We start from the raw sequence: 13,144 nt of genomic DNA, 5'->3' as shown, positions 1-13,144 counted from the left end.
TCTTATGGTTTAAATAATACAAAATAATTGTAAATCCAGGACAGGAGTATAGTCATGAGCAGTCAGCCATGGATGGAAGAATATAAAAAGTGGAATATCAATCCGGAGTTTACCCGGCCAGATCCTGAGAAAACCCTGAGCACGATAATTGCTGAGAATTTGGTAAAATTTCAGGATAAAACCGCATTTATCTATCTAGATCGCAAATTCAGCTATCACGATATCGATGTGTATAGCCAGAAACTGGCTAGCTATTTACAGAGTCTTGGGCTGACTGCTGGCAGCCGTATTGCGGTGATGTTACCGAATATTATTCAATATCCAATCGCTACCTTTGCCATTATTCGGGCCGGTTATGTGCTGGTCAATGTCAACCCCATGTACACCCAGCGCGAGCTCTATCATCAGCTACAGGATTCAGGTGCAGAAGCCTTGATTATCCTTGGGCAGACTTTGGAGCAATTAACAGCATTAGAGGAATGTCCTCAACTCAAATATGTTATTTCGACGCATTCGCCGGATTTTATTCAAGAGCAGCAAAGTGCTATTTATAGTCAGGCAACACAATATCCGGATAAACAGTTCTTTGACTTTAGGCAGGCAATAAATCAGGTAGAAATTATTGATTTCAAAACACCTGTACAGCATCAGGAAGATACGGTCATTCTGCAATACACGGGAGGTACCACAGGTGTTTCTAAAGGTGCAGAACTGAGCCATCGCAATATTTTATTTAATATCGCCCAGAACAGTACCGTATTTATCAGCCATTTTGGTGACCGCTATGCCACTGAAAATGAATATGTATTCTGTGCCTTGCCGCTGTATCACATTTATGGATTTACCATCTGCCTGTTCAGTTATGGTTTAAGCCGTGGTTTCGCCAATGTTCTGATTCCAAATCCGAGAGATCTGGATGCTTTGGCGGATCAATACCAGAAACATCCACCCACTGTTTTTCCTGGGGTGAATACCATGTTTAATGCACTGGGACATCATCCACGTTTTCGTGAACTGGATCATTCAAACCTGAAAACTACAACTGGCGGGGGAGCATCGATTTTAAAAAATACGGCAAATTTATGGTATGAGGTCACAGGCTGCCAGATTTATGAAGGCTACGGACTTTCTGAAACCTCACCAACTGCAACTTTTAACCCGCCTTTAAGCCGGCGATTTAGTGGCACGATTGGCTTGCCATTGGCAGGGACTGAAATTCTGATTCTGAATGATGAAGGAAAACCTGTAGAGCTTAATCAGGCTGGAGAAATAGCCATACGTGGTCCACAGGTAATGAAAGGATACTGGCAGCAACCCGAAGCAACAGCACAGGTATTTACCAAAGATGGATTCTTCCTGACAGGTGATATCGGTTGTATGGACGAACAAGGCTATATCACCATTCTGGACCGCAAAAAAGACATGATTCTGGTCTCCGGATTTAATGTTTATCCCAATGAGCTGGAAGGCGTGCTGTCCAAACATCCTAAAATACTGGAATGTGCAGTGATTGGTATTGATGATGAAAAATCTGGACAGGTACCCAAGGCATTTATTGTGAAACAGGATGAAACTCTAACCCAAGATGAAATCATGACTTATCTGAAGCAGCAACTGACCAGTTATAAATTGCCGAAATACATTGAATTTGTGTCCGAACTACCAAAGTCTGCAGTAGGCAAAATTCTGCGTCGTGAACTGCCTCGTACTGTTCAGCCCAGCGCTAAGGCCTGTTAAGGAATGATCTAATCCATTATCTTTAAAATAAAAAAGGAATCGCAAGATTCCTTTTTTACTGCTTGCAGGCTTATCGCTGCTGGATAACTTTTTTGCTTTTTAGTTCTTCTATTTCAGCAGAACTTAAATATTGACTCAAAATGGCATCAGTATCTTCACCCAGACAAGGTGGGGCCTTTTTATATTCTACCGGTGTCTTGGAGAGTTTAATCGGTGAACCGATTGAGGTGTAATCTTCACGTAAGGTATGCGGCATCTGAATCACCATATCGCGTGCCAATACCTGTTCTTCTTGCAAAGTCTGTTTCAGGTCATTGATCATTCCTACCGGCACTTTAACCGCATGGATTAAATCCACCCAGGTTTTTGCCGGTCTAGTATAGAAATGAGCCTGTAGAACTGTGGTCAATTCTTCACGATGTGTAACACGTCCAGAATTTTTTAAGAAGCGAGGATCTTCTGCCACCTTAGCCAGACCAACGGCCTGACACAAAGCTTGAAATTGCAGATCATTACCACAGGCGATAATAAATTCACCTTCCTGGGCTTTAAACACCTGATAGGGCACAATATTGGCATGCGCATTTCCAAAGCGACCGGGTACTTTGCCTGAGGTGAGATAATTCATGGCCAGAACGGATAGGGAAGCAACCTGGGTATCTAGCAGCGCCATATCAATATACTGACCTTCACCGGTTTTCTCACGGGACAACAAAGCCGCCTGAATGGCAATTGCGGCATATAAGCCGGTGGTCAAATCGGCAAAGGCCAGACCCGCTTTTTGTGGGCCACCACCGGGCAGGTCATCACGTTCGCCAGTGACACTCATCATGCCACCCATTCCCTGAACGATAAAATCATAGCCCGGCTCTTGCGCACGCGGACCGTTCTGGCCAAAACCGGTAATGGAACAATATACCAGTCGCGGATTTAGCTGGCTCAGACTTTCATAATCCAGCCCATATCGTTTCAACGAACCGGCTTTATAGTTTTCAATGACTACATCACTCTGTTCAGCAAGTTTTTTGATAATACTTTGACCTTCAGGTGTAGATAAATCGATTGCAACCGAATGCTTGCCACGGTTGGCTGACAGGTAATAAGCCGATTCATGGGTATCTTGCTGCTGATTGTTTTTAAGCCAGGGTGGTCCCCAGATACGGGTATCATCCCCATGATCCGGTTTTTCAATCTTGATCACTTCTGCACCCAGATCAGCCAGAATCTGGCTACACCAGGGCCCAGCCAAAATCCGGCTTAAATCCAGTACACGAAATCCTGTTAAGGCACCCATTATTGCGCTCCCTGTTCGATCTTATTCAAATGACATATCGTTCTTATCCCTCTTTTTAAAGCTATAGGAAAATGAAAGAACAATCAACTTTATGATAATAAATTTCGTATAACAAAATAAAACATCCAAAATGATTGAATATTCATCTTATTTTCTTTAGCCTGATGCAAATATAAGCATGAATGAGGAACAAGAGGTCACTGATAAAAAGGAAAAAGGGATCTCCCATACAGGATTAAAAAAGGAGTCAATCAGGTGAATTAAACACGGATTAGCCTTAAAGCATATTCATTAGCGGAATAGCTTTAAATATAAAAAGATCATGAAAACCTAAGGATAGGAAAACAGAGATTTAAATATGACGGATTTAGCGAGAGAATTAGAAAAGATTAAACCGACGACCAAACGAACCCAGCAAATTGCTTTTATTTTCGCCTTTCTGGCTTTACTGGTGGATGGCGCGGACATGTTGCTGCTGTCTTTCAGCTTAAACAGTCTGAAAGCAGAATTTGGCTTAAGTAATTTACAGGCTGGTGCACTGGGCAGTTTTACCTTGGCAGGTATGGCGATTGGTGGCTTTATAGGTGGCTGGGCCTGTGACCGTCTGGGCCGTGTACGTACCGTAGTCATTTCGATTCTGGTATTTTCCATATTGACCGCAGCCTTAGGTTTTGCACAAAACTTTGAACAATTTGCTGTTTTACGCTTTCTGTCTGCTTTCGGTATTGGCTCTTTATATATTGCAGCCAATACGCTCATGGCTGAATATGTTCCAACTGAATATCGCACCACGGTTTTAGGTACCTTACAGGCAGGATGGACCGTCGGTTATATTGTGGCCACTGTACTGGCAGGCTGGATCATTCCAGAATATGGCTGGCGAACCCTGTTTTTTATTGCCATTATTCCCTCGGTTATGGCGATTTTTATCCAGAAACTGGTTCCTGAGCCAGAATCCTGGCAGCGTGCACGTTTGCAGCGTCTATATGCCCCAGCTGAAATCACAGCACAGCAACCCGCCAAAAAAAGCACAGTCAAAGAGATTTTCGCGGATCCTGCGAATCGCAGAATGTTTATTTTGTGGATCTTTACGGCCGGTTTTCTGCAATTTGGCTACTATGGGGTAAACAACTGGATGCCGGCATATCTGGAATCTGAATTGCACATGAATTTTAAATCTATGGCCGGCTATATGATTGGTACCTATGTAGCCATGATTTTCGGAAAAATTCTGGCGGGCTTTGCTGCAGACCGTCTGGGTAGACGCGCTGTCTTTTCGTTTGGAGCAATTGGAACGGCGATTTTCCTGCCCGTGATTGTGCTATTCAATACACCAGATAACATTGCCTATCTGCTGATTTTCTTTGGATTCCTGTATGGTATTCCATATGCGATTAATGCCACTTATATGACGGAAAGCTTTGCGACATCGATCCGTGGTACAGCAGTCGGTGGTGCTTATAATGCAGGTCGTATTGGGGCCATGTTTGCACCTGCGATTATTGGCGCAGCAGCGAGTGGTGGTTCAATTGGATTAGGCTTCCTGATTATGGGCGGTGCCTATTTCTTGTGTGGTGCAGTGTCCGGGATATTCATTAAAGACCGTCAATACGATCCACAAAAGGCATAATTTCAATTTATAAAAAAGAGCCTGAATTCAGGCTCTTTTTTATATTCTTCAATTAAAGCTATATTTCTATTTGTTTATTCCTGATCCGTTTCTTTATGCAGATGAATACTTTTTAAACCATCATTTACTTTATTGAGCAGATGAATTAGGGTAACCACATCATCAAAAGCCAGCTTATTTAAGGCCTGACCATAAAAATCAAAGAAATCAGCTTGCAAGTTGTCCCATGTTTCCAAGCTGGGATGTAGCCAAAGCAGTGGATCTAATTCATCAGCATCAGGTGAATTTCACCATGGCCTCGACCCCATTCCTGAATGACCTGTCCAATACCGTGGCGGAACAGCATGACAAGGTTGATTCACTAAAAATTTTCCTGTGTGCTGGTGCACCCATTCCGGGGCCATTGGTACAAAAAGCCCGGGAAATTCTGGGCGTTAAAGTCATATCCGCTTGGGGTATGACCGAATGTGGTGCAGTGACGCTGACCCGACCTGAAGATGAGGATGAACACTCTTTCAATACGGATGGCATCGCTTTACCTAGTGTTGAAATCAAGATCGTGAATAAAAAAGGTCAGACCAAAGCCGTGAATGAATCCGGGCGTTTGATGATCCGCACCTGTTCAAATTTTGGCGGTTATTTAAAACGTCCACATTTGAATGATACGGATGCCGAAGGCTGGTTTGATACTGGCGATATTGCCTATCAGGACGAGCATGGCTATATTCGGATTTGCGGACGTAAGAAGGATGTGATTATTTGTGGTGGAGAAAATATTCCGGTCGCGGAAATTGAATCACTACTTTATAAGCATCCGAATATCGCCACAGTAGCTTTAGTGGCTTATGCAGATGAGCGAATGGGCGAGCGTTCCTGTGCAATCATCAAGCTGAAAGATCAGACAAAGCCGTTAAGTTTTAATGAGCTGGTAGATTTCCTGAAAACTCATAATCTGGCTATGCAGTATCTTCCGGAACGCCTGGAAATCTGGGAGGATATTCCGATGACCCCATCGGGAAAAATCCAGAAGTTTAAACTCAGAGAATTACTGGCTCAGCATATTGCCTCAACGGCAGTTGAAGCGAACTAAATCTGGGAATAAATAGATAAATTAAACCCTGAATAATCTTGCATCATTCAGGGTTTTTCTTATTCAAAAAGAAGCGATCTAAAAGGTTAATACGAATTTTAGATTAACTTCTACTTTAATAATTTTAATAAAGCTTCAGCCGTTGCAGCAGAAGAGGCGGGGTTTTGTCCAGTAATGAGCAGACCATCTTGTTGCACGTATACCTGCCAGTCCTCAGTTTTGGAATATTTCCCACCTTTTTCTTTCAGCATGTCTTCCACTAGAAATGGGACAACATCGGTTAGGCCTACGCCGTCTTCTTCGGTATTAGTAAAACCGGTGACTGTCTTGCCTTCTACAATAGAACGGCCTTCGGCATCTTTGACTTCACGAAGTACACCCGGTGCATGACAGACCAGCGCAACAGGTTTATCTGCCTGTAAAGTCTGCTCAATTAAAGAAATAGAATTCTGGTCTTTGGCTAGATCCCATAATGGACCGTGACCACCCGGATAGAACACGGCATCAAAATCCTGATTTAAGACTTCACTCAACTTATGTGTATTGGCAAGAGCCTGCATGGCCACCTCATCTGCTTCAAAGCGTTTGGTGGTTTCGGTTTGCGCATCCGGCTCATTACTTTTTGGATCTAATGGTGGCTGACCACCTGCAGGAGAAGCCAAAACTACCTCTGCGCCTGCATCGACAAAGGTGTAATAAGGCGCAGCTAGCTCTTCCAACCAGAAGCCAGTTTTTTTGCCAGTATCGCCCAGCTGGTCATGTGAAGTCAGTACCATCAAGATTTTCATATTATTTTCCTGTAGCTCATTAAAAAACATCGCGAATGATCGACTGTTAATTTAACAAGTCATGAGCGTCAGGAATGTTGTGATACGTTCATTTGCTGTATCGATACGTTGTTGTTTCAGTTGATTTAACTAAAGTACGTAGCCTTGCAAAGTGAACAGTGTGTTCAATATTCATCTGCCCATTAACAGGTCTTGCTGAAGATCGGCTTGTTTACGCAAGAAATCCCAGACCAGTTTAATTTTTGGTTCATGTTGCAGATCGACCAGCGTCAGCATCCAGAAAGTGTGGGTAAAACTGAGCTGCTGACCCAGCACCTCTTTCAGTTCATTTTTATCATTGACCAGAAATTTCGGCAAAATGGCCAGTCCAGCACCTGCACGCACGGCAATTTCCTGCGCCAGAATGCTGTTACTGCGAAAACAGGCACTGACCTGCAAGGGAAGACGCTCTAGCGAATATAGTGCAGTGCTATAGACCAGATCATCAATATAATCGACAAAACGGTGCTGCTGGAGGTCTTCCAGTTTTTTAATTTCCGGATTTTGCTGTAAATAATGCTGGCTGCCATATAGCTTTAAACAGTAATTAGACAAACGAGTAATGATATACGGACCAGATTTGGGCCGGTCAATCGCGATCACAATATCGGCTTCTCGATGTGAAAGTTTGATCGCTTTCGGTACCGGAATCAGGTCAATGGTCAGCAAAGGATAATGCTGGGAAAATTCTGCCAAAAGACGAGCTAAAAATGCCGTGCCAAAACCTTCTGGCGCACCAATCCGGACCCGACCTTGCAAGGGATCATGGCGCTTGTCAATCTGGATAAAGGACTGTTCCATCTGTTCCACACGCGGCACCAGTGCCAGACCTTCCGAGGTTAGTTCATAACCGGTGGCTTCGCGCTTAAACAGTTGCGTACCTAAAGTACTTTCCAGGGCCTGAATCCGCCGCGCTACGGTGCTATGTTCAACCCCGATTAAGCGTGCTGCGTTGGTGAGTGTTTTAGCACGCGCCAAAACTAAAAAAAAGCGTAAATGATCCCAATCTACTTTCATTTTTTATTTAACATCCTGTTAAATTCCTGTGCATATTTGCACAACCATCGTGCACCAATTTCTATTGGTGGTCAAAGTGTTCTTTGTTAGTCTGCTGAAACAGCGTAAAAATTATACGTTAAATAAAAGCCAGTAAAGGCAGATACAACGACAATAACAAACCAGCACGGAGCGACCATGAACGCCATTTCTCATCCACAGCAAAGTACCGGATTCACCACCGCAAAACTCCTCATTAATGGTGAATTTGTCGAATCAAAAACTAGCCATTGGCAAGATATTATCAATCCTGCCACTCAGGAAGTTTTGGGCCAAGTGCCTTTTGCCACTGCTGAAGAAGTCAATGCTGCGATTGCGGCTGCGCAAAATGCCTTTGCCAGCTGGCGCCAGACTCCAATTCAGGCCCGTATGCGAATCATGCTGAAACTGCAGGATCTGATTCGTACCAATTTAAAAAGTATTGCCCAAGTCTTAACGGCAGAACAAGGCAAAACCCTGGCTGATGCCGAAGGTGATATCCAGCGTGGTCTGGAAGTGGTGGAACATGCCTGTTCGATCGGTTCCCTACAAATGGGCGAGTATATTGAAGGGGTGGCACGTGGTGTCGATACCTATACCTTGCAGCAACCACTAGGTGTCTGTGCAGGAATTACACCGTTTAACTTCCCGGCGATGATTCCACTGTGGATGTTCCCGATGGCGATTGTCTGCGGCAATACCTTTGTCCTGAAGCCTTCAGAACAAGATCCACTATCGACCATGATGCTGGTTGAACTGGCGATTCAGGCAGGTGTGCCGGCAGGCGTACTGAATGTGGTGCATGGCGGCAAAGAAGTGGTCGATTTACTGTGTACCCATCGTGATATTAAAGCCATTTCTTTTGTCGGCTCGACTGCAGTCGGCACGCATGTCTATAACCTTGCAGGCCAACACGGCAAGCGTGTGCAGTCGATGATGGGCGCCAAAAACCATGTGGTGGTGATGCCAGATGCGAATAAAGAACAGACCTTAAATGCCTTGGTCGGTGCAGCTTTTGGTGCAGCAGGTCAGCGTTGTATGGCACTTTCGGTGGCGGTGATGGTCGGTGAGACCAAGCACTGGGTCGATGAACTGGTCAATAAAACCAAAACCTTAAAGGTGAATGCCGGACATGAACCGAATACCGATGTGGGACCGGTGATTTCAACCCGTGCCAAATCTCGTGTAATCGATTTAATCAACAGTGGTGTTGAACAAGGCGCTGAACTGCTGCTGGATGGTCGTGATGTACAGGTTCCAGGCTATGAAAAAGGCAATTTTGTCGGGCCAACGATTTTTAATCAAGTCACGACCGATATGCGCATTTATAAAGAAGAAGTCTTTGGCCCGGTACTGGCGATCATGCATGTCGATACTTTAGAACAAGCCATTGAGCTGATTAATGCCAATCCATTTGGTAATGGCGTCGGACTGTTCACCCAGAATGGCAATACGGCACGTACCTTCCAGAACCAGATTGATATCGGTCAGGTTGGCATTAACATTCCAATTCCTGTCCCTGTGCCTTTCTTTAGTTTTACCGGTTCACGCGGTTCAAAACTGGGTGATCTCGGTCCTTATGGCAAACAGGCGGTGCAGTTCTATACCCAGACCAAAACCGTTACCAGCCGATGGTTTGAAGATGACCAGGAAACCACCGGTGTCAATACCACGATCAGTCTGCGTTAAGGAGCATCAGCATGAAGATTGCATTTATTGGTTTAGGCAACATGGGCGGTTCCATGGCGCAAAATCTGCTCAAGTCCGGTCATCAGGTTTTTGGTTATGACTTAAGTGCAGTGGCTTTACAGCATTTTGCAGAAGCTGGCGGTATCGTCTGCGACAGTCCACAAGCTGCCGCGAAGCAGGCGGAGATCGTGGTCAGCATGTTGCCTGCAGCCAAGCATGTGCGTGAAGTCTATTTGGGTGAACACGGTATTCTGGAGGTGCTTCAAGCGGGCAGCTTATGTATCGACAGCAGCACCATTGATCCGCAAACCATTCAGGAGGTTGCTGCAGCAGCTCAGGCCAAGCAGATTCGCGTCTGTGATGCACCGGTATCCGGCGGTACTTTAGGTGCCAAAGATGGCACTTTAACCTTTATGGTCGGCGCAGATGATGCCACCTTTGAGGCCGTTAAACCTGTTCTCGGCTGTATGGGTAAAAATCTGGTGCATTGTGGTGCGGTGGGAACAGGACAGGTGGCAAAAATCTGTAATAACCTGATTCTGGGCATTTCCATGACTGCCGTTGCAGAAGGAATGGCACTCGGAGCCAAACTGGGAATTGATCCGCAGGCGCTGGCTGGGGTAATCAACAGCTCCACTGGACGTTGCTGGAGTTCTGAAATTTATAATCCATGGCCCGATATTTGTGCCAATGCGCCGTCATCGCGGGGTTATACCGATGGTTTTGCAGCACAGCTGATGCTTAAAGATTTGGGCTTGGCCGTGGATGCTGCGCAACAGGTGGATCAGCCGGTGGTTCTGGGCAGCATGGTACAAAAACTCTATCAACAACTGTGTCAGGAAGGCGATGCCCATCTGGACTTCTCCAGCATCATGCATCAATACACCACGCCAAATGCTTAAAACTTAAAAGATTCAGATGGAGCAAGGATTCGCTTCAATAATTACACCTTGTCAGTAATAACGATAAATTCAGGCTGAGGTTTAACATGTTAGATTATCAAACAACGGTTCAAGACTTTGATTTAAATACGTTTGCAAGCCAGTATCTCTCCGGTTCCATGCAGGCAGTAAATGCCTGTTATGAATGCTGTGACCGTCATGCCGATTCCGATGCCATTGCCTTATACTGGCATGGTAAAGATGGCAGAAAAGAACAATATAGTTTTGCCGAACTCAAAAAATATTCCAGCCAGTTTGCCAACTTTTTAAAGTCTCAAGGCATTGGTAAAGGCGACCGCGTTTCCGGATTATTACCACGTACTCCCGAGTTGATCATTACTATTTTGGCAACCTGGCGGATTGGTGCTGTCTATCAACCCTTATTTACGGCCTTTGGTCCCAAAGCCATCGAGCATCGTATTCAGCTGGCGCAAAGCAAGCTGGTGGTGACTGATCTGGCGAATCGGGACAAATTATCCGAGATCAGCAACTGTCCACCGATTGTGACGGTACATGCCGAAACTGAGGCAGAGCGCTATCCGCACGACCTCAGCTTCTGGACGGTATTAAACCGTCAGGCTGAAGCTTGTGAGCTGGAAATCCTGAATGTCGATGATCCATTTTTATTGATGTTTACCTCGGGCACCACTGGACCAGCGAAACCTCTTAAAGTCCCTTTAAAAGCGCTGATTGCTTTTGCAAGCTATATGCAAAATGCCATTGGTCTAACTCCTGAAGATGCTTTCTGGAATATTGCTGATCCCGGCTGGGCCTACGGTTTGTATTACGCGATTACTGGTCCTTTAATGCTTGGACACTCGACCTTATTTTATGAAGGCGGTTTTAATGCAGAAAGTGTCTGCGAAATTGTTAAGGAATATGGCATTACCAATCTGGCCGGTGCACCGACTGCTTATCGCATGATGATGGCGGCCGATCCTGCTCAAATGGAAAAACTACGCGGTAAGTTACGTGTTGTCAGCAGTGCGGGAGAACCGTTAAATCCGGAAGTGATCCGCTGGTTTAAAGAGGTGCTAGATGTGCCGATTTATGACCATTATGGCCAGACCGAAGTCGGTATGGTGGTGTGTAACCATCATGCGCTGGAGCATCCGGTGCGTTCAGGTTCAGCAGGTTTTGCCAGCCCGGGTTACCGGATTGCCGTTGTCGATGAACAGGGTCATGAGCTCCCTGCGGACGTTCCGGGCATTCTGGCGGTGGATATCAGTCAATCCCCAATGATGTGGTTTTCGGGCTATGAAGAAAGCCGCAAATCGCCTTTTGTCGGCCATTACTACTTAACCGGAGATACCGCGGAAATTCATGCCGATGGCAGTATGAGTTTTGTGGGACGTAGTGATGATGTCATTACTACCTCGGGCTATCGGGTGGGGCCGTTTGATGTGGAAAGTGCCTTGCTGGAACACGATGCCGTGATTGAAGCGGCGGTGATTGGCGTACCGGATCCCGAGCGGACCGAAATCATTAAAGCCTTTGTGATTCTGGCTGGTCATTCTCCTGCAACTGCCGAGCTGCAGGAAGAGCTGGGTCAATTTGTGAAAAAGCGTTTATCTGCGCATGCCTATCCGCGTCTGATTGAATTTGTGACCGAATTGCCGAAAACCCCAAGCGGTAAAATTCAACGCTTTTTACTGCGCAATCAGGAAATCAACAAGCAGCAATCCAAAACTGCATAAGCTCATAAAGCCAACAGATTGAATAAGAAGATTAAATAAAGAGATTGAAGGAAGCATCGATGCAATTAACGGAAGAACAACACCTGATTCAGGATATGGCCAAAAGCTTCGCCCAGGAACAGATTAAACCCTTTGCCAGCGAGTGGGATCAAAAAGGCATCTTTCCCAAAGATGCCTTGGCCCAAATGGGAGAGCTGGGTTTTTTAGGCATGCTGATTCCGGAAGAATGGGGCGGCTCGGGCACAGGTACGCTGGCTTATGTTCTGGCCTTGGAAGAAGTCGCTGCGGCCGATGGTGCAACATCCGCGATTATGAGCGTACATAACTCGGTGGGTTGTGTGCCGATTTTCAAGTTCGGCACGGAACAGCAAAAGCAGCAATTTCTAAAGCCTTTGGCCCAAGGTGAAATGATTGGTGCCTTTGCCTTAACCGAACCACATACCGGATCGGATGCTGCCGCGATTAAAACCCGGGCGGTCAAGGACGGCGATCATTACATCATCAATGGCGCCAAACAGTTTATTACTTCTGGCCACAATGCCGGGATGATTATTGTGTTTGCAGTGACTGATCCAGGCGCGGGCAAAAAAGGCATGAGTGCATTTTTAGTGCCGCGCGACACACCTGGCTATGAAGTGATTCGGGTGGAAGAAAAACTCGGCCTGCATGCTTCGGATACCTGTCAGATTGCCTTAACCGATGTCCGCATTCATGAAAGTTTAAGACTCGGTGCCGAAGGCGAAGGTTTAAAAATTGCCTTGGCCAATCTGGAAGGCGGGCGGATCGGTATTGCCGCACAAGCCGTTGGTTTGGCGCGTGCCGCTTTAGAAGAAGCAACGGCCTATGCGCATGATCGCGTGGCTTTTGGCAAACCGATTTTTGAACAGCAGGCGATTTCGTTCAGGCTGGCCAGTATGGCGACTGAAATTGAAGCAGCACGCCAACTGGTTCATTTTGCTGCACGTAAAAAGGAAGCTGGCGAAAGCTGTTTGACTGAAGCCTCCATGGCCAAACTATTTGCTTCGGAAATGGCCGAACGCGTGTGTTCCAAGGCGCTACAAATTTTTGGTGGCTATGGCTATCTGAAAGATTTTCCGATTGAACGCATCTATCGGGATGCGCGGATTTGTCAGATCTATGAAGGCACCAGCGATATTCAGCGTCTGGTGATTGCACGCAGTTTATAAGGAATTAAAAAGGATTT

Annotated in this window: 9 protein-coding genes and 2 pseudogenes; 7 read left to right on the top strand and 4 right to left on the bottom strand. The window is 45.8% G+C overall.

All coding sequences use genetic code 11. The features are described 5' to 3' along the window. The first annotated feature begins 54 nt into the window (after positions 1-54). Positions 55-1,737 carry an AMP-binding protein gene (locus AC1IR0_RS09050; RefSeq protein ID WP_409654032.1) on the top strand — a complete coding sequence of 561 codons (1,683 nt, stop codon included), beginning with the start codon at positions 55-57 and terminating at the stop codon, positions 1,735-1,737. 70 nt (positions 1,738-1,807) lie between these two features. On the opposite strand, the gene AC1IR0_RS09045 is transcribed toward AC1IR0_RS09050, so the two are convergent. After that, the gene (locus AC1IR0_RS09045) at positions 1,808-3,031 is read right to left on the bottom strand and encodes a CaiB/BaiF CoA transferase family protein (RefSeq protein WP_213687266.1); all 1,224 of its coding nucleotides are present in this window, start codon (positions 3,029-3,031) and stop codon (positions 1,808-1,810) included. A 358-nt stretch (positions 3,032-3,389) separates the two neighbouring features. Between AC1IR0_RS09045 and AC1IR0_RS09040 the strand changes: the two genes are divergently transcribed. Further along, positions 3,390-4,661, top strand: coding sequence for an MFS transporter (locus AC1IR0_RS09040; RefSeq protein ID WP_409654036.1), 1,272 nt, complete (start codon positions 3,390-3,392; stop codon positions 4,659-4,661). Positions 4,662-4,735: 74 nt separating this feature from the next. Here the strand turns inward: AC1IR0_RS09040 and AC1IR0_RS09035 are convergent. Beyond that, positions 4,736-4,897 (bottom strand): annotated as a pseudogene (locus tag AC1IR0_RS09035) (MarR family transcriptional regulator); the annotation flags it as partial. A 2-nt stretch (positions 4,898-4,899) separates the two neighbouring features. On the opposite strand from AC1IR0_RS09035, the pseudogene AC1IR0_RS09030 reads away from it, so the two are divergent. Beyond that, positions 4,900-5,751 (top strand): annotated as a pseudogene (locus tag AC1IR0_RS09030) (AMP-binding protein); the annotation flags it as partial. A 110-nt stretch (positions 5,752-5,861) separates the two neighbouring features. On the opposite strand, the gene AC1IR0_RS09025 reads toward AC1IR0_RS09030, so the two are convergent. Further along, entirely contained in the window at positions 5,862-6,539 is a 678-nt protein-coding gene (locus AC1IR0_RS09025) for a type 1 glutamine amidotransferase domain-containing protein (protein WP_479741322.1), read from the bottom strand. Positions 6,540-6,710: 171 nt separating this feature from the next. Continuing rightward, positions 6,711-7,595, bottom strand: coding sequence for a LysR family transcriptional regulator (locus AC1IR0_RS09020; RefSeq protein ID WP_180087019.1), 885 nt, complete (start codon positions 7,593-7,595; stop codon positions 6,711-6,713). Between the two features lie 177 nt (positions 7,596-7,772). Here AC1IR0_RS09020 and AC1IR0_RS09015 point away from each other — a divergent pair, with 177 nt between their 5' ends. From AC1IR0_RS09015 to AC1IR0_RS09000, 4 genes are all read left to right on the top strand, one after another. Next, positions 7,773-9,302, top strand: coding sequence for a CoA-acylating methylmalonate-semialdehyde dehydrogenase (locus AC1IR0_RS09015; RefSeq protein WP_479741321.1), 1,530 nt, complete (start codon positions 7,773-7,775; stop codon positions 9,300-9,302). Positions 9,303-9,313: 11 nt separating this feature from the next. After that, complete coding sequence (gene mmsB, locus AC1IR0_RS09010; protein WP_313035978.1) at positions 9,314-10,204, top strand: 3-hydroxyisobutyrate dehydrogenase; 891 nt, start codon at positions 9,314-9,316, stop codon at positions 10,202-10,204. 86 nt (positions 10,205-10,290) lie between these two features. Next, the gene (locus tag AC1IR0_RS09005; protein ID WP_479741320.1) at positions 10,291-11,940 is read left to right on the top strand and encodes an AMP-binding protein; all 1,650 of its coding nucleotides are present in this window, start codon (positions 10,291-10,293) and stop codon (positions 11,938-11,940) included. A gap of 59 nt (positions 11,941-11,999) precedes the next feature. Next, complete coding sequence (locus AC1IR0_RS09000; protein ID WP_004730935.1) at positions 12,000-13,127, top strand: acyl-CoA dehydrogenase family protein; 1,128 nt, start codon at positions 12,000-12,002, stop codon at positions 13,125-13,127. The last annotated feature ends 17 nt before the right edge of the window (positions 13,128-13,144 follow it).

This window comes from Acinetobacter sp. 129952 (genome assembly GCF_056642055.1).
The sequence above is the reverse complement of the archived record's forward strand: the minus strand, read 5'-3'. Positions and strand labels throughout refer to the sequence as shown.

What these genes read in the sequence shown, in the direction of transcription:
- AC1IR0_RS09045 (WP_213687266.1), bottom strand. Translation starts at nt 3,031, where the DNA reads ATGGGTGCCTTAACAGGATTTCGTGTACTGGATTTAAGCCGGATTTTG.
- AC1IR0_RS09025 (WP_479741322.1), bottom strand. Translation starts at nt 6,539, where the DNA reads ATGAAAATCTTGATGGTACTGACTTCACATGACCAGCTGGGCGATACT.
- AC1IR0_RS09020 (WP_180087019.1), bottom strand. Translation starts at nt 7,595, where the DNA reads ATGAAAGTAGATTGGGATCATTTACGCTTTTTTTTAGTTTTGGCGCGT.
- AC1IR0_RS09040 (WP_409654036.1), top strand. Translation starts at nt 3,390, where the DNA reads ATGACGGATTTAGCGAGAGAATTAGAAAAGATTAAACCGACGACCAAA.
- AC1IR0_RS09005 (WP_479741320.1), top strand. Translation starts at nt 10,291, where the DNA reads ATGTTAGATTATCAAACAACGGTTCAAGACTTTGATTTAAATACGTTT.
- AC1IR0_RS09000 (WP_004730935.1), top strand. Translation starts at nt 12,000, where the DNA reads ATGCAATTAACGGAAGAACAACACCTGATTCAGGATATGGCCAAAAGC.
- AC1IR0_RS09050 (WP_409654032.1), top strand. Translation starts at nt 55, where the DNA reads ATGAGCAGTCAGCCATGGATGGAAGAATATAAAAAGTGGAATATCAAT.
- AC1IR0_RS09015 (WP_479741321.1), top strand. Translation starts at nt 7,773, where the DNA reads ATGAACGCCATTTCTCATCCACAGCAAAGTACCGGATTCACCACCGCA.
- mmsB (WP_313035978.1), top strand. Translation starts at nt 9,314, where the DNA reads ATGAAGATTGCATTTATTGGTTTAGGCAACATGGGCGGTTCCATGGCG.